Origin of the sequence: Pseudomonas sp. LPH60, from assembly GCF_030718165.1 — a bacterium.
Classification (GTDB): Bacteria; Pseudomonadota; Gammaproteobacteria; order Pseudomonadales; family Pseudomonadaceae; genus Aquipseudomonas; species Aquipseudomonas danubii.
Window position 1 is genome coordinate 116842 of the sequence record NZ_JAVAJH010000005.1, and the last position, 15879, is coordinate 132720.

The following is a 15879-nucleotide window of genomic DNA, read 5'->3' on the forward strand; positions in this document are numbered from 1 at the left end:
CCCTGGACCCAGGCGCCACGGTGTTGCAGGCATACCGCGTCGTCCGGGTTTGGGCTTGCTGCGCAAGCCAGCGAGAGCAGGCTCCCTCGTCACAGGGTGGTCAGCGGCGGTAGGCCGCGCCGGTGTGTCGTTGCGGCAGTTTGCGGCCTTCGTGGAACAGTTTTTCCCGCAGGGTGCCGTCGTCGTAGGCGGTCTTGTAGGAGCCACGGCGTTGCAGTTCGGGGATCACCAGATCGATGAAGTCGACATAGCTTTCCGGGGTGACGATGCGGGTCAGGTTGAAGCCGTCCAGGCCGGTTTCGGCGATCCAGGATTCCAGCTCGTCGGCCACCTGCTGCGGCGAGCCGACCACGGTGAAGTAGCGGCCGCCCAGGGCGTGCTGTTCCAGCAGCTTGCGCCGGGTCCAGTCGTTGTTCTGCAGGTGCTTGGTGGCCGACTGGATGGCGTTGCTCTTCACGTACTGGATAGGTTCGTCGATCTCGTATTGGGAAAAGTCGATCGCGGTGGACGCGGAAAAATGCGCCACCCCGGCCTCGGCGCTGGCGTAGCGGCGGTACTCGGCGTGCTTCTGCCAGGCCAGTTCCTCGGTCTGGCCAACGATCACGTTGAGGCCCATGAAGACCTTGATGTCCTCGGGATTGCGCCCGGCGGCCACGGCGCTGGCGCGGACCTTGTCCACCTGGGCCTTGGTCGCCGCCTTGTTCTGCCCACTGATGAACACGCACTCGGCGTGGCGCCCGGCGAACAGCAGGCCGCGGTCCGAGCTGCCGGCCTGGAACAGCACCGGGGTGCGCTGCGGCGAGGGCTCGCACAGGTGATAACCGCTGACCTGATAGAACTCGCCCTGGTGCTCGACCTTGTGCACTTTGTCCGGCTGGGCATAGATGCGCTGCTCGCGGTCATCAAGCACCGCGTCGTCTTCCCAGCTGCCTTCCCAGAGCTTGTACAGCACCTCCAGGTACTCATCGGCCTGGTCGTAGCGACGGTCGTGCTCGATCTGCTGCTTCAGGCCCATGGCCTGGGCGGCGCTGTCCAGGTAGCCGGTGACGATGTTCCAGCCGACCCGGCCACGGCTCAGGTGGTCGAGGGTGGAAAGGCGCCGGGCGAACAGGTAGGGCGCCTCGTAGGTGAGGTTGGCGGTGAGGCCGAAGCCCAGGTTCTTGGTCACTGCCGCCATGGCCGAGACCAGCAGCAGCGGGTCGTTGACCGGCAGCTGGATCGACTCCTTGAGGGTCACGTCCACCGAGTTCTGGTAGACGTCGTAGACCCCGACGATGTCGGCGATGAACAGCCCGTCGAACAGCCCGCGCTCCAGCAGCTGGGCCAGTTCGGTCCAGTACTCGAGGGTCTTGTACTGGGTCGAGTTGTCCCGCGGGTGGGTCCACAGGCCGTGGTTGATGTGCCCGACGCAGTTCATGTTGAAGGCGTTGAGCAGGATCTTCTTCTTGACGGTTTCGGCAGCGGCCATCAGATGGTCCCCCGCAGTGGCGGGTTCTGCTGGTTGAGGTAGTAGTTGCCCACCGCGTGGTACTTCCAGCGCACCGGGTCGTGCAGGGTGTGCACCCGGGCGTTGCGCCAGTGGCGGTCGAGGTCGTGCTCGGCCAGGGTCGCCTGGCTGCCCGCCAGTTCGAACAGGGTGCTGCCGGCGGCCAGGGAGATTTCCGTGCTCAGGGCGCGGACCTCGGCCACGGCGATGGAGGCGGCGGCCACGGTGTCGGCGTTGGTCTCGGCCTGGGCCCGGTCGAGGAATTCCCCGGCGCGCTCCAGCAGGGCTTCGGTGGCGTGCAGGCGGATGCTCAGCTGGCCGAAGCTTTTGAGGGTCAGTGGGTCGTCGGTGGCCTTGTCGGTGCCGGAGTCGATCCAGGGCCGGGTCTTGGTGCGCACGAAGCGCAGGGCGTCTTGGTAGGCGGCGCGGGCGATGCCGGTGTCGATGGCGGCGTGGAGGATCTGCGCCAGGGGACCGACCGGGGTCGGGCGTTCGAAGGCGCTCTGGAACGGCACCACGTCGGCCTCGTCCACCGCGACGTTTTCAAACAGCACCGAGCCGCTGCCGGTGGTGCGTTGGCCGAAGCCGCTCCAGTCGTCGATCACGCTCAGGCCCTGGGCGTCGGCGGGGACGAAGGCCAGTTGCTGCACGCCGTGCTCATCCACCACCGAGGTGGGGATGCGCTGGGCGTAGATGGCGCCGGTGGCGTAGAACTTGCGCCCGTCGATGCGGTAGCCCTGGCCGCTGCTGTCGCGGCTCAGGCGGGTGGTGCGGTCATGGGCGGTCTTGGTGCCCAGCTCGGCCAGGGCGTTGCCGAAGCGGCGGCCGGCCAGGACCTCGGCGTACAGCCGTTGTTTCTGCGGCTCGCTGCCGTTCACCCGCAGCACTTCCAGGGCGTAGAAATGGTTCTGCGGGATCTGCCCCAGGGAGGCGTCGGCCTCGGCGATCAGGGCGATGACCTTGGCCAGGGTGACGTTGGACACTCCGGCGCCGCCGTATTCCTTGGGCACGCTGATGCCCCACAGGCCGGAGCGGCTGAAGGCTTCCAGCTCGGGATGGGGCAGGCGCCGTTCACGGTCGCGCAGGGCGCTGTCGCGCTTGAAGTCTTCCGCCAGGTCGCTGGCGACAATCAGGGCTTGTTCGTCGCTGGTGATGACCGCGACGTGTTGAGCAAGAGACATGTGTTTCTCCAGAGATCTGGTCAAAAGCGTTCTGGGCGATTAAATCCAGGAATGCCGGGCCGGCAGCGTGCCGTTCAGGTGGTAGGCGCCGACGGCGTGGTACTTCCAGCGCACCGGGTCGTGCAGGGTGTGCACCCGGGCATTGCGCCAGTGACGATCGAGGTTGAATTCGGCGAGGGTGGCGCGGCTGCCAGCCAGTTCGAAGAGCTTTTCGCTGGCCAGCAGCGAGATCTCGGTGGTCAGCACCTTGGCTTCGGCCACGGCGATGGAGGCGCGGGCGGCGGACTCGGCGGTGATCGGCGCCGCGCTGACCTGGTCCAGCACTTGCCCGGCCTTGCGCAGCAGGGCCTCGGCGGCGTGGAGTTCGATCTGCAGCTTGCCGATCTCGGCGATCACGTACAGGTCGTCGCTGGCGCGCTCGACGTTGGCGTCGATCCACGGGCGGGCCCGTTCACGCACGAAGCGGATAGCGTCGGCCACGGCTTCCCGGGCGATGCCGGCATCGATGGCGGCCTGGATCAGTTGCGACACCGCGCCCTGGATATTCGGCGACTCGTTGATCCGCCAGTTGTCCAGCACCAGCTCGGACTCGACCCGCACATCGTTGAGCAGGATGGTGCCGCTGGCAGTGGTGCGTTGGCCGAAGCCGGACCAGTCGTCGACGATGCGCAAGCCTGGGGTGCCACGGCGGACGAAGGCCAGCACCTGGCGGCCTTCCTCGTTGAGTGCCTTGACCGCTACCCAGTGGGCGAACAGGGCGCCGGTGGAGTAGAACTTCTGGCCATTGATCACATGGCCGTCGGCGTCTTTGGTGATCCGCGCCTTGAGTTCCAGGGTGTTCTTGGTGCCGCGCTCCGGGCCGGCATTGCCGATGCGCCAGCCTTCCAGGACGCTCTGCAGCAGCTGTTTCTTCTGCCGCTCGCTGCCGCAGCCGAGAATCAGGCCGAGGAGGCCGAACTGGTTCTGCGGGATCTGCCCCAGGGCCGGATCGGCCGCGGAAATGATCGCGAAGACCTCGGCCAGGGTGACGAAGGACACCTGTGGCCCGCCGTAGGCGCGGGGCACGGCAATGCTGCCCAGGCCGCTGCGGGTGAATTGTTCGATCTGCGCCCAGGGCAGCTTGCGCTGGCGGTCGCGTTGAGCGGCCTGCTGGCGGGCCGCGTCGGCCAGTTCATGGGCGGCTTGCAGGGCTTCGGCGTCGTTGCGCAGAACCCGTGCGGGCAACAAAAGGGGGGCAATATCCAGATCGCTCTGGACCTGTGCTTCAACCAGACTGGACATCAGCGCCACTCCTTGGCTGCACGCAATGCCCTGGCGATCTGCACTGGGGTGATTGTGTTCCGGACCATACCTACCTCACATCTTTTGGATAGGCCGCGTCATGCGGCGAAATCAGAATCAAGAATGTCCGGTGGTCCGGTGCATATACCCTAAGCGCGTATAAAAATTAAATAAACTAACTTTTAGGAATATGAATAGAAGGGCTTTACGTATACGGCAGGATGGCCGGTTGCGGCCCAGTGGCTGCGGGCTGGCGCGGTGTGCGGCAGACGCCGGCGAGCATTTTTCGTCGGTGCAAAAGAACACGGGCAGGGGGATGCAAGCACGCGAAGTGAGGCGATCGGCGCTGAGCGTTCAGGCGCCGCCGCAGGCGTTATTGGTACTGATCCAGCTCGTGGGTGAGCGATTGCAGCAGTGACTCGGGGGGCAGCAACAGGCCTTGTCCGTCCGCATCCGCAAACACCAGGCAGAGCCTGGCGTCGCGCTGCATGCCAGGCAGCCAGTGGGAGAGGAAATGGCCCAGCTCAATGGGCTTGGGTTCAAAGCCGTGCCATGGGCCGTGGGCGCACCAGGCGGCGAACTCCGCCTCTGGCCAGAAGGCGATGGCGATGGCGCTGGCCTGGGCGGAGCCGGCGGTGGCCCAGCCGTCAGCGAACAGCCCCCAGATGACCTGGAAATCCGCCACCTTGCGAATCAGGTAGTCACACCGCGCCTGGGGCGAGAGCCGGAGCAGGTTATGGATTTTCTGCGGCGCCAGCATCAGGCCTCCATGGCCTGGAAGGGGAGCGGGCAGCCGGCTAGGGGAGTTTCAAGCTTCATGTGCCGGGGTGGAGAAACTTGCTGAGGAACTGGCGGGTGCGCTCGTGCTGGGGGTTGGCGAACAGCGCTTTGGCTTCACCCTGTTCGACGATCACCCCCTTGTCGAAGAAGATCACCCGGTTGGCCACGTCCCGGGCGAAGCCCATTTCGTGGGTGACGATGATCATGGTGCGTTTCTCTTCGGCCAGGCTGCGGATGGTGGCCAGGACTTCGCCCACCAGTTCCGGGTCCAGGGCCGAGGTCGGCTCGTCGAACAGGATCACTCGCGGTTCCATGGCCAGGGCCCGGGCGATCGCCACCCGTTGCTGCTGGCCACCGGACAGGCGCCTGGGGTAGCTGTCTTCCTTGCCCGCCAGGCCGACCTTGGCCAGCAGCGCACGACCCAGGGCAACAGCCTGTTCCCGTGGGGTCTTCTTCACCACCAGCGGGCCTTCGATGACGTTCTCCAGGGCGGTGCGGTGGGGGAACAGGTTGAAGTTCTGGAACACGAAACCCACTTGCTGGCGCAACTGGCGGATCCGGCTTTGTTGCTGGTTCAGGGGGATGTTGCTGTCGATGGCGATGTCGCCGATGCGGATGCGTCCGCTGGTCGGTTCTTCAAGAAAGTTCAGGCAGCGCAGGAAGGTGGTCTTGCCCGAGCCACTGGGGCCGATGATGGCAATCACTTCGCCTTCCTTGACCTGCAGATCGATGCCATCGAGCACCGTCTGGCCCTTGAACTGCTTGGTCAGTTTTTCCACCACGATCATGGCTTCAGGACTCCTGGTCGTGCCGATTGACCCGCTGCTCCAGGCGGTTCTGCAGGTGCGCGAGCACGCTGGCCAGAACCCAGTAGATCAGCGCGGCGGCAAGATACATGGTGAAGATTTCGAAGGTACGGGCGGTGATCAGCTGCGCCTGGCGGAACAGTTCCGGCACCTGGATAGTGGCGGCCAGGGCGGTGTCCTTGACCAGGGAAATGAAGCTGTTGCCCAGCGGCGGCAGGGCCGTGCGCATGGCTTGCGGCAGGATCGCCCGGCGCAGGGTCTGGGCCCGGGTCATGCCGATGCTGGCGGCGGCTTCCCATTGACCGCGCTCGATGGAGCCGATGGCGGCCCGGAGGATTTCACAAGCGTAGGCCGCCATGTTCAGGGAGAAGCCGATCAGCGCGGCGGGCAACGGATCCAGTTCCAGCCCCAGTTGCGGCAGGCCGTAATAGATCACGAACAGCTGCACCAACAGCGGCGTGCCGCGAAAGAACGACACGTAGACCCGGGCAATCCAGCTCACCAGGGTCAGGCGCGACAGTCGCATCAAGGCCAGGCCAAAGCCCAGCAGCAGCCCGAAGAACATGCCGCCGAGGCTGAGGATGACCGTGTAATACGCGCCCTTGAGGAGAAATGGCGCTGAATCCAGCGCCAGTTGCAGGCCTGCTTCCATTATTGGGTGACGTCAGCGTTGAAGTATTTTTCCGAGAGCTTTTTCAGCGTGCCGTCGGCCCGCAGTTCCTCGATCGCCTTGTTCACCGCGGCCAGCAGTTCGGGTTCGCCCTTGCGCAGGGCCACACCGGCTTCCTGGCGGGAGAAGGGTTCGCCGGAAACCACCAGGGTGTCCTTGGTTTTCTTGATCAGCTCGAAGGCCGCCAGGCGGTCCACCAGGATGGCGTCGATACGGCCTACGCGCAGGTCCTGGTACTTGGTCGGATCATCGTCGTAGGTCTTGATGATGGCGTTGGGGACGTTGTCCTTGAGCCATTGCTCGTAGTTGGTGCCCAGGCCCACGCCGACCTTGTGGCCACCCAGGTCGGCAGCGGTCTTGAACTTGCCTTCATCCTTTTTCTGGGTCAGGGCCTGGATCCCGGAGACGGTGTAGGGTGTGGAGAAGTCGTACTTTTTCTTGCGCTCCTCGGAGATGGTCACCTGGTTGATCACCGCGTCCAGGCGCTTGGATTCCAGGGCCGCGAGAATGCCGTCCCATTTGGTCGGCTGCAGCTTGACCTTGACCCCGAGCTTGTTCGCCAGGGCTTCGGAGAATTCCACTTCGAAGCCGGCCAGCTTGCCGTTTTCGTCGACGAAGCTGAAAGGTGGATACGTGCCTTCCAGGCCGACGTTGATCACGCCCGCATCCTTGATTTTCTGCAGTTGCTCGCCGGCAACCGCTTGCCCCATCAGTCCGGCACCGAGGGCCAGGCCCAGTGTGCCGATCAGCAGATTGCGACGCAGTACGGAAAAATTCATGACAAGCCCCTGTGATTTTCTTATGCACGATGCGGGTGGGAGATGCAGGCCAATCGGTGAGCCGAGAGTGACGCCTTATCCTGCCTTAATGCAGCGTATGCGTCTTTGGGCAAATCAGCCTGCGGCGCGACTATAAGGTGACTTTTATAGGTTTAAAAATAATATAAATTCATCTTGTTATTCTTTTTGGTTTGGTTGTCCGCGAGCAATCCCCTTCCTCGTAGGAGCTGGCTTGCCAGCGAAGGCGTCGTCGAGGTCGGCGCAAGGCTTGCGGGCCTCTTCGCCGGCAAGCCGGCTCCTAGACAAGACTTCACTTCCTACGCGAAGGCGCCGGGGTAGGCGAACAGGGCCGGGGCGCCACCGGTGTGCAGGAAGATGATCGGGCCATCGTTGAAACGCTGGCGACCGACGCCGTCCAGCAGGCCGGCCATGGCTTTGCCGGTGTACACCGGGTCGAGTAACAGGCCTTCCTGGCTGGCCAGCAACTTGACCGCGGCCAGGGTGCCGGCATTGGGTTCGCCGTAGCGAGGGGCGAAGTATTCGTCCCACAGTTGCACGTTGAACGCCGCCGGCAGGTTCACCCCCAGCAGTTCGGCAGTGCGTTCGGCCAGGCCCTGGACCTTGGGCCGCTGATCCTCGTCGCTGCGCGAGACGGTCACGCCGATCACCGGCAACTGTGGCAGCACTTCGCTCAAGGCCAGGGCCAGGCCGCTGTGGGTGCCGGCGCTGCCGGAGGCCAGTACCACCGCGGCGAATTCCAGGCCGCTGTCTTCGATCTGTTGCGCCAACTCCAGGCCGGCGCGCACATAACCCAGGGCGCCCAGGGCGTTGGAGCCGCCGATGGGCACCAGGTAGGGGTTCTTGCCGTTGCTGCGCAGGCGCGCGGCGAGGGCGTGCAACTGTTCATCGGCCTGGTCGAGGTTCTCCACCAACTCGACCTTGGCGTCGAACAGGTCCAGCAGCAGGCGGTTGCCGTTGCCCAGGTAGCTGGGGTCTTCGGTGCCGATGGGGTTTTCCAGCAGGGCCACGCAACCCAGCCCCAGCTTGGCGGCCAGGGCCGCGGTCTGGCGCACGTGGTTGGACTGGATGGCCCCGGCGGTGATCAGGGTGTCGGCGCCCTGGGCCAGGGCGTCGGCGGCCAGGTATTCGAGCTTGCGCAGCTTGTTGCCGCCCATGGCCAGAGGCGTGGTGTCGTCGCGTTTGACGTAGATATCGCGCCCGATCCAGGTCGACAGGCGTTCGAGTTTTTCCAGGGCGGTGGTAGACCCGAGCAGGTCCAGACGATTAAAGCGGGCAAGCTGTTGTTTGATCATGAGTCCGCACGGAACAGGGAAGGTGCAAGGACTATAGGCAGCGATATTTGCCCGGGCAACCGTCAATCGCTTATGCGAAAAAGTGCTGTGAGCCGAACAATTAGTTCTTAAACCTCGCCCTGGTGGGGCGTAAAGTGATCGCCGTTTGCGCGGCCCGATTGTCCGGCCGCCCGAGTAAGGAGTCTTATCGTGAGCGAGCGTTCCAGCCATTGGCAATTGCAGACCATCGTTGGCCAACTGCGTGATGCCCGTGATCAGTGGCGTAGCCGCAACGGTCGGGTCAGTGGTGAGCAGGGCGGGCGCGAACTGCCGTCGCGAGCGGCCATGGCGGAGATCCTCGAGGCCCTGTGCGGTGCGCTGTTCCCCATGCGCCTGGGGCCTGTGGATTTGCGCGAAGAGAGTGAAGACTTTTACGTTGGCCACACCCTGGACGCGGCGCTCAATGCCTTGCTGGCCCAGGCGCGCCTGGAGCTGCGTTATGTGGCCCGGCAGAACGGCGAGGCGGATGCCGAAGTCAACGCCCGGGCGATCCGCCTGATCCAGGACTTCGCCCTGGCCCTGCCCGGCCTGCGGGTGTTGCTGGACACCGACGTGCTCGCGGCCTACCACGGTGATCCGGCGGCCCGCAGCGTGGATGAAGTGCTGCTGTGCTACCCGGGCATCCTGGCGGTGATCCACCACCGCCTGGCGCACCATCTGTATCGCGCCGGTCTGCCGCTGCTGGCGCGGATCAGTTCGGAAATCGCCCACTCGGCCACCGGCATCGACATTCATCCCGGGGCGCAGATCGGCCGCAGCTTCTTCATCGATCACGGCACGGGTGTGGTGATCGGCGAGACCGCGATCATCGGCGAGCGGGTGCGCATCTACCAGGCGGTGACCCTGGGTGCCAAGCGCTTCCCGGCGGACGAAGACGGTCAGTTGCAGAAGGGCCACCCGCGTCACCCGATCGTCGAGGACGACGTGGTGATCTATGCCGGCGCGACCATTCTCGGGCGCATCACCATCGGCAAGGGTTCGACCATTGGCGGCAACGTCTGGCTGACCCGCAGCGTGCCGGCCGGTTGCAACCTGACCCAGGCCAACCTGCAGCACGACGACGGCTCGCAAAAGTAGGACTGGCCTTCTGTAGCCGCTGCCGCAGGCACCGCAGGGGCCTCGGCGGTGGTGAGATCGCCGGCGAGCCTGCGGCTCGTTCGCAGCCTGCGGCAGCGGCTACAGAGGCGCCCATGCCTCCCGCCGCACCGGCCTCTTGTAGCCGCTGCCGAGCCTGCGAGGCTGCGAGGCTGCGAAAAGGTCCGCAGGACCTTGCTTGACGATCAACCGCCACACACAGCCTGCAGCGTTTTTTCTGCTGAACGATTCCGTTCGTCATCCGTCATACCCTTCCCTGAGCTAGCGTACTGAACAGTACCGCTGAGCCCTGCGATTAGTCCTCGACCGCCTATCCATGTTTAACTTGAACGCTCGTTCAAGTTAAACCGGTGGTTCGCTGCCCGCTCACAACAGGAGGCTTGCCTTTGCTGAGTCCGTACATTTCAGCCATGTTTCATCCCTTCGAGGTGCACCCGTCATGAGTGCGCCATCCAGCTCCGCGAATACTCTGATTCGCATGAACCCTCCGGTGTTCTACTTCGCCGCGAGCTTTATCCTGATCTTCGGCGTGGTGGTGATTTCCATGCCCGAACAGGCCGGCGCCTGGCTCCTGGCGGCGCAAAACTGGGCGGCCAACACGGTCGGCTGGTACTACATGCTGGCGATGACCCTGTACCTGGTCTTCGTGGTGGTCACCGCCTTGTCCGGCTACGGCAAGATCAAGCTCGGTGCCGACCACGACGAACCCGAGTTCAGTTACCTGTCCTGGGCCGGCATGCTGTTCGCCGCCGGGATCAGCATCACCCTGTTCTTCTTCTGCGTTTCCGAACCCCTGACCCACATGCTGCAACCGCCCCAGGGCGAGGCCGGCACTGCCGAGGCGGCGCGCCAGGGCATGCAGTTGCTGTTCCTGCACTGGGGCCTGCACGGCTGGGGGGTGTTCGCCTTCGTCGGCATGGCCCTGGCCTACTTCGCCTACCGGCATAACCTGCCGCTGGCCCTGCGTTCGGCGCTGTATCCGCTGATCGGCAAGCGCATCAACGGCCCCATCGGCTACGCGGTGGACGGTTTCGGCATCATCGCCACGGTGTTCGGCCTGGGTGCCGACATGGGCTTTGGTGTGCTGCACCTGAACTCCGGCCTCGACTACCTGTTCGGCATCGCTCACACCCAGTGGATTCAGGTTGGCCTGATCACCCTGATGATGGGCGCGGCGATCATTGTTGCGGTGTCCGGAGTCGACAAGGGCGTGCGGGTGATGTCCGACATCAACATGCTGCTGGCGGTGGCGCTGCTGCTGTTCGTGCTGTTCGCCGGTCCGACCCAGCACCTGCTCAACACCCTGATCCAGAACCTGGGGGATTACCTGGGTGCCTTGCCGGTCAAGAGTTTCGACGTCTACGCCTATAACAAACCCAGCGACTGGCTGGGCGGCTGGACGGTGTTCTACTGGGCCTGGTGGATTGCCTGGTCGCCCTTCGTGGGGCTGTTCATCGCACGGATTTCCCGGGGCCGGACCATTCGTGAGTTCGTCTTCGGCGTGCTGCTGATTCCCCTGGGCTTCACCCTGGCGTGGATGTCGATCTTCGGTAACAGCGCCATCGACCAGGTGCTCAACCACGGCATGAGCGCCCTGGGCCTGTCGGCCATCGAGAACCCGTCGATGACCCTCTACCTGCTGCTGGAAACCTACCCCTGGAGCAAGACCGTGATCGCGGTCACGGTGTTCATCAGCTTCGTGTTCTTCGTCACCTCGGCGGACTCCGGCACCGTGGTGCTCTCGACCCTGTCGGCCCGTGGCGGCAACGCCGATGAAGACGGGCCGAAATGGCTGCGGGTGTTCTGGGGCGCGATGACCGCGCTGGTCACCAGCGCGTTGCTGTTCGCTGGCAGCATCGACTCGCTGAAGTCGGCGGTGGTGCTGACCTCGCTGCCGTTCTCGCTGATTCTGCTGTTGATGATGTGGGGGCTGCACAAGGCGTTCTACCTGGAGTCGCAGCGGCGCATCGCCCAGCTGCATTCCCTGGCCCCGGTGGCGCCTTCGCGGCGCGGCAAGGGCGGCTGGCGCCAGCGCCTGAGCCAGGCGGTGCACTTCCCGTCCCGGGATGAGGTGTATCGCTTCCTTGACCAGACGGTGCGCCCAGCCATCGAAGAGGTGACCGCGGTGTTCGCCGAGAAGGGCCTGAACGTGGTGACCCAGCCCGACCCGGCCAACGACAGCGTGAGCCTGGAAATCGGTCATGGCGACCAGCACCCGTTCATCTACCAGGTGCAGATGCGCGGCTACTTCACCCCGTCCTTCGCCCGCGGTGGCATGGGCCCCAAAGAGCTGCGCAATCGCCGTTACTACCGGGCCGAGGTGCACCTGGCCGAGGGCAGTCAGGATTACGATCTGATGGGCTACAGCAAGGAACAGATCATCAACGACATCCTCGACCAGTACGAACGCCACATGCAGTTCCTGCATCTGGTGCGCTGAGCCAGGCGCTCAGGCCCTGGTGAACAGCAGGTAGAGCACCAGGGCCAGCACTGGCACGGCAAACACCAGGCTGCCGACCATCAGTTCCGATCTCAGGGGCTGATGGGCGGTGACCATCCCCACCGCGCCGTTGATCACCGTCAACGCCAGCCACAACCCAGTAAATCCATAGCTCAATGTCTGTCGGGCAAAGCCCAGTCGTTCGCCGATAAACAGCACCAGCGCCAGCAGGATCAGGCCGAAGGTGATGATGATGGTGGTGTGCATGATGGGCATCTCCTTGCAGGAGCGGCCAGGCGGCGTACCGCTTGCCGGTGAATGGATTTACGGGCTTGTGTTTCGAGCATAGGCGTCAAACCCGCCCGCCATTGGCCTGCAGAATCTGTCCGTTGACCCAGGCCGCCGCCGGGCTTGCCAGGAAGCTGCGGCCGCCCTCGCTGATTGCCCCGAAGGGTGGCGAATTTGCAGCAGGTGACCTGCGCCAGCCCGAGCTATTTGGCGCATCACGGTGAGCCGCGCAGCCTGGACGAGCTCGGAGCGCATCGACCGGCTCTTGCGGCGGGCTTTGGGGTTGTCCCTTTTGCAGCATGAGCATGGAGTCATCCGTGCTCAGTTCCCCCCCCGCCAAACAAGCTCGGGACCTGTCTTATGGCTGTCGATCAGCACCTTGCTGCCTGGCGTCATGCAGATGTGCCGGCCCAGGCAAGACTGGATTTTGCGGTCTATAAAGAATTGGCGCAGATCGCCGGAGCCCTGTCGCTTCGATGCGCTGTTTGTCGCCGGCAGCCTGGCAAGCGCCACAGACTCCATTGCCGAGCGCATGGCCCGCTCCACCTTCTTCGAACCCTTGGTTGTGTGCTGGGCCTTGGCGGCCGTGATCGAGCGAACGGGGCGTATTGCCACTAATGCTAAGAACTATAACGTACCGTGCTACGTAGTACGTAGAGAGGCATAAAGGCCCTTCTTTCAGGCGGCGGAAGGGGTGGGTCGGGTGAATTCCGACAATGCCATCGAAGCGCGAATTTCGGTCGTGAGCAACATGTCGAACCTCATCGTCGGGCACGGAAGTTCTATCAGTCAGTGACCGGGCTTTGGGGCAAATGGCAGGGCGATGCCTGTGTCCGGGATAGGATGAGTAGTCACTACGATAACCCGCAGTTTCCGCATTTACTGGACAGTTTCGCGGCAATCTTCCCAATCAAAGGGCCGTTGAATGTGGCGCGGCCATCCCAGGGTTATCCCGTGATTGTCCAGTCCGGGTCTTCGAGAGCGGGCGCGATCTGGCGGTGCAAACCGCTGAGGTGGTGTTCACTGTGCGGTCCTCCCGGGCCTGCATCGAGGACTTTTACGTCGACCTGAAAGGGTGTCTCGGGTAGTACGAATTTAGTATGTAATCCATGAAGCTCGTGCCTGGTGCGCTCGTTGTCATGGCTGACCGCAAGCGTCGTGCCCGGGAAAATTTGAGTCCTTCCGGCAGTGGGTATCGCATCGTCCGGCAGGGTTGCAGGATTTTGCGGCGCAGGAGAATCCGGAACTGCAGTGGCGCGGATTGTTCAGAGCAGAGTATGAAGGGCCGTACCCACGGTGGTGTGCCGGTGAGTTAGGCCGGCAATGTGTGTGCCGAGGTTAACCCTTCCAGATTGACCCCAACCCAAAGAGGATTCGATGACTTATCTAGCTGCCGAAAATCGCTACGACTCCATTCCCTATCGCCGTGTCGGACGCAGTGGCCTGGTGCTGCCGGCGCTGTCCCTGGGGCTTTGGCACAACTTTGGCGACAGCACGCCCATCGATACCCAACGCGCCTTGCTGCGCACGGCTTTCGACCTGGGCATCAATCACTTCGACCTGGCCAATAACTATGGCCCGCCCTATGGCAGTGCCGAGATCAACTTCGGCCGGCTGCTGCGGGAAGACTTCAAGGCCTATCGCGATGAGTTGATCATCTCCAGCAAGGCCGGTTGGGACATGTGGCCCGGGCCTTACGGCCAGGGCGGAGGCTCGCGCAAGTATGTGCTGGCCAGCCTGGACCAGAGCCTGCAGCGCCTGGGCCTGGACTATGTGGATATCTTTTATTCCCATCGTTTCGACCCGGATACCCCGCTGGAGGAAACCGCCAGCGCCCTGGCCAGCGCGGTGCAGCAGGGCAAGGCGCTGTACATCGGCATTTCTTCCTACTCCGGGGTGAAAACCCGGGAAATCGCCGCGCTGCTCAAGGAGTGGAAGGTGCCGTTGCTGATCCATCAGCCGGCCTACAACATGCTCAACCGCTGGGTGGAGAAGGACTTGCTGGATACCACCGACGAGCTTGGGGTCGGGGTCATCGCCTTTACGCCGCTGGCCCAGGGGCTGCTAACCGACAAGTACCTCAATGGCATTCCCGAGGATGCGCGAGTCAATCGTCCGGGCGGTGGTTCGTTACAGGCCGCTCATTTGTCCGAGGCCAATATCGCCCATGTGCGGGCCCTCAACGAGATCGCCAGGAATCGCGGCCAGAGCCTGGCGCAGTTGGCCCTGGCGTGGACCCTGCGCGACCCGCGGGTGACGTCGGCGCTGATTGGCGCGAGCCGGCCGGAGCAGATCATCGAGAATGTCGGGGCGTTGCAGAACTTGAGTTTTACCGTGGAGGAGCTGGCGGAAATCGATCATTTCGCCAAAGAGGGGCGGATCAACCTGTGGGAAAGGCCATCGACGGCAGAGTAGGTCCTTCAGGGTCTGCATTGAGCAAACAGCCCCCAACAGAGTTATCTGTCGGGGGCTGTCTGGGCGTCTGGAGTGGGGCGCAGGGTGAAGCTGCTGCCGGCCCTGTCAGTGCGCCGGGGCGGTTGTGTTGGTGCTGACTTTCAGCGAGGTCTGGGTGCTGGCCACTGCGCGTTCCTGAGAGTCTCCCAGATCGACTTTGGCGGTCACCGACAGACCCGGCCGCAGACGTTCGAGGCCCGGTTGGTCGGCGTTGAAGCGGATGCGCACCGGCACCCGCTGCACGATCTTGGTGAAGTTGCCGGTTCCCGGTTCAAAGGGCAGCAGGGCGAAGGTCGAACCTGAACCCGGTGCCAGGCTTTCCACGGTGCCGGCGATACTCACGCCCGGCAAGGCATCGATCTTGATACGGGTGGATTGGCCTGGGTACATGTGCTGAGTCTGGGTTTCCTTGAAGTTGGCCAATACATAAAGGTCATGCAGCGGCACCAGGGTCAGCAGGCGTGAGCCCGGTTGCACATAGTCCCCCACTTGAATCTGCCGATTGCCTACGGTGCCATCCATCGGCGCATAGATAGTGGTGTGTCGCAGGTCCTGTTGCGCCAGCTCCAGTCGGGCTTTCGCCGTCACCACCTTGGCCTTGGCCATTTGCAGCTGCGCCTGCAAGCGTTCGCGTTGGGCTGAAGTGACAGCAAGGTCGTTTTCCGCCACTTGCAGCATGGCTTGGGCATAGGCGAGACCTTGTTCTGCCGAGATCGCCTGAGTGCTGTATTTCTCGACTTCGTTGCGCGCCACAGCACCGGTAGTGACCAGGGTGTCGAAACGGTTACGTTCCGCCCCTGCGCGCTTGGACTCGGCCTGGTTGGTGCGGATTGAGGTGCGCGCCGCCAGCACCCGAGCGTTGGCCAGGCGCTGTTCGGCATCCTGGATCGTCAGGGCTGCTTCAGCCAGGGCGACCTGGGCTTGATTGTCGGCGAGATCGCCTTCGGCCAGGGCGACTCGGCTATCGAACTCTTCGCTGTTGATGCGCACCAGGGGCTGTCCGGCCGTCACAGTCTGGTGGTCCTTGACCAGGACTTCGGTCACCAGGCCATGAACCCGTGGTGCGACGGAGGTGGCATCGGCGGCGATGTAGGCGTCGTCGGTGGCTTCAGTTGAAGGCGCCATCAGCACCCAGGCCACTCCGACCGCCACCAAGGTCATGGCAATGGCACCAGCGATCAGAGGCCGTTTGGAGCGCTTGCGCGGCTTTTCCGTCTCTTGCGTGGCTTGCAGGATGGCGTTCTGAGTCTGGGTGCTCTGCTCCATG

At 63.7% G+C, this 15879-nt stretch carries 13 protein-coding genes and 1 pseudogene; 4 read left to right on the forward strand and 10 right to left on the reverse strand.

Features of this window, described 5'->3' with window-relative positions; translation table 11 throughout:
- Positions 1-100: 100 nt before the first annotated feature.
- From Q8O96_RS19080 to Q8O96_RS19115, 8 genes are all read right to left on the reverse strand, one after another.
- Positions 101-1468: an LLM class flavin-dependent oxidoreductase gene (locus Q8O96_RS19080; RefSeq protein WP_305949235.1), complete on the reverse strand. Its 1368-nt coding sequence runs from the start codon at positions 1466-1468 to the stop codon at positions 101-103.
- Positions 1468-2667 (reverse strand): SfnB family sulfur acquisition oxidoreductase, encoded by a 1200-nt coding sequence (locus Q8O96_RS19085; protein WP_305949236.1) that lies wholly within the window; start codon positions 2665-2667, stop codon positions 1468-1470. The genes Q8O96_RS19080 and Q8O96_RS19085 overlap by 1 nt, the downstream gene beginning before the upstream one ends.
- 39 nt (positions 2668-2706) lie before the next feature.
- Positions 2707-3948 carry an SfnB family sulfur acquisition oxidoreductase gene (locus Q8O96_RS19090; RefSeq protein WP_305949237.1) on the reverse strand — a complete coding sequence of 414 codons (1242 nt, stop codon included), beginning with the start codon at positions 3946-3948 and terminating at the stop codon, positions 2707-2709.
- A gap of 373 nt (positions 3949-4321) precedes the next feature.
- Positions 4322-4708, reverse strand: coding sequence for a DUF2750 domain-containing protein (locus Q8O96_RS19095; RefSeq protein WP_060842165.1), 387 nt, complete (start codon positions 4706-4708; stop codon positions 4322-4324).
- A gap of 55 nt (positions 4709-4763) precedes the next feature.
- Positions 4764-5516, reverse strand: coding sequence for an L-cystine ABC transporter ATP-binding protein TcyN (gene tcyN, locus Q8O96_RS19100; RefSeq protein WP_060837015.1), 753 nt, complete (start codon positions 5514-5516; stop codon positions 4764-4766).
- 4 nt (positions 5517-5520) lie between these two features.
- Positions 5521-6186, reverse strand: a complete 666-nt coding sequence (gene tcyL / locus Q8O96_RS19105) for a cystine ABC transporter permease (RefSeq protein ID WP_060837016.1) — start codon at positions 6184-6186, stop codon at positions 5521-5523.
- Positions 6186-6983, reverse strand: a complete 798-nt coding sequence (gene tcyJ, locus Q8O96_RS19110) for a cystine ABC transporter substrate-binding protein (RefSeq protein WP_102862634.1) — start codon at positions 6981-6983, stop codon at positions 6186-6188. Before tcyJ ends, tcyL begins: the two co-directional genes overlap by 1 nt.
- Positions 6984-7300: 317 nt before the next feature.
- Positions 7301-8296 carry a D-cysteine desulfhydrase gene (locus tag Q8O96_RS19115; protein ID WP_115581370.1) on the reverse strand — a complete coding sequence of 332 codons (996 nt, stop codon included), beginning with the start codon at positions 8294-8296 and terminating at the stop codon, positions 7301-7303.
- Positions 8297-8485: 189 nt separating this feature from the next.
- Here Q8O96_RS19115 and epsC point away from each other — a divergent pair, with 189 nt between their 5' ends.
- Both epsC and betT read left to right on the forward strand, forming a co-directional pair.
- Positions 8486-9412, forward strand: coding sequence for a serine O-acetyltransferase EpsC (gene epsC, locus Q8O96_RS19120; RefSeq protein ID WP_115581371.1), 927 nt, complete (start codon positions 8486-8488; stop codon positions 9410-9412).
- A gap of 496 nt (positions 9413-9908) precedes the next feature.
- Positions 9909-11870 (forward strand): choline transporter BetT, encoded by a 1962-nt coding sequence (gene betT, locus Q8O96_RS19125; RefSeq protein ID WP_162884165.1) that lies wholly within the window; start codon positions 9909-9911, stop codon positions 11868-11870.
- 9 nt (positions 11871-11879) lie between these two features.
- On the opposite strand, the gene Q8O96_RS19130 is transcribed toward betT, so the two are convergent.
- On the reverse strand, positions 11880-12137 hold the full coding sequence (locus Q8O96_RS19130; protein ID WP_102862638.1) for a hypothetical protein: 258 nt from the start codon (positions 12135-12137) through the stop codon (positions 11880-11882).
- 180 nt (positions 12138-12317) lie between these two features.
- Between Q8O96_RS19130 and Q8O96_RS19135 the strand changes: the two are divergent.
- Both Q8O96_RS19135 and mgrA read left to right on the forward strand, forming a co-directional pair.
- A pseudogene (locus tag Q8O96_RS19135) lies at positions 12318-12416 on the forward strand (LysR family transcriptional regulator); the annotation flags it as partial.
- 1119 nt (positions 12417-13535) lie between these two features.
- The gene (mgrA, locus tag Q8O96_RS19140; protein ID WP_102862639.1) at positions 13536-14573 is read left to right on the forward strand and encodes an L-glyceraldehyde 3-phosphate reductase; all 1038 of its coding nucleotides are present in this window, start codon (positions 13536-13538) and stop codon (positions 14571-14573) included.
- A 105-nt stretch (positions 14574-14678) separates the two neighbouring features.
- Here mgrA and Q8O96_RS19145 read toward each other — a convergent pair whose 3' ends face one another.
- Positions 14679-15878 carry an HlyD family secretion protein gene (locus Q8O96_RS19145; RefSeq protein WP_305949238.1) on the reverse strand — a complete coding sequence of 400 codons (1200 nt, stop codon included), beginning with the start codon at positions 15876-15878 and terminating at the stop codon, positions 14679-14681.
- Position 15879: the final 1 nt, after the last annotated feature.

Bases quoted from the DNA above. Each gene is read 5' to 3' on its own strand.
- Q8O96_RS19080 (WP_305949235.1), bottom strand. From the start codon at position 1,468: ATGGCCGCTGCCGAAACCGTCAAGAAGAAGATCCTGCTCAACGCCTTC.
- Q8O96_RS19085 (WP_305949236.1), bottom strand. From the start codon at position 2,667: ATGTCTCTTGCTCAACACGTCGCGGTCATCACCAGCGACGAACAAGCC.
- Q8O96_RS19090 (WP_305949237.1), bottom strand. From the start codon at position 3,948: ATGTCCAGTCTGGTTGAAGCACAGGTCCAGAGCGATCTGGATATTGCC.
- Q8O96_RS19095 (WP_060842165.1), bottom strand. From the start codon at position 4,708: ATGCTGGCGCCGCAGAAAATCCATAACCTGCTCCGGCTCTCGCCCCAG.
- tcyN (WP_060837015.1), bottom strand. From the start codon at position 5,516: ATGATCGTGGTGGAAAAACTGACCAAGCAGTTCAAGGGCCAGACGGTG.
- tcyL (WP_060837016.1), bottom strand. From the start codon at position 6,186: ATGGAAGCAGGCCTGCAACTGGCGCTGGATTCAGCGCCATTTCTCCTC.
- tcyJ (WP_102862634.1), bottom strand. From the start codon at position 6,983: ATGAATTTTTCCGTACTGCGTCGCAATCTGCTGATCGGCACACTGGGC.
- Q8O96_RS19115 (WP_115581370.1), bottom strand. From the start codon at position 8,296: ATGATCAAACAACAGCTTGCCCGCTTTAATCGTCTGGACCTGCTCGGG.
- betT (WP_162884165.1), top strand. From the start codon at position 9,909: ATGAACCCTCCGGTGTTCTACTTCGCCGCGAGCTTTATCCTGATCTTC.
- Q8O96_RS19130 (WP_102862638.1), bottom strand. From the start codon at position 12,137: ATGCACACCACCATCATCATCACCTTCGGCCTGATCCTGCTGGCGCTG.
- mgrA (WP_102862639.1), top strand. From the start codon at position 13,536: ATGACTTATCTAGCTGCCGAAAATCGCTACGACTCCATTCCCTATCGC.
- Q8O96_RS19145 (WP_305949238.1), bottom strand. From the start codon at position 15,878: ATGGAGCAGAGCACCCAGACTCAGAACGCCATCCTGCAAGCCACGCAA.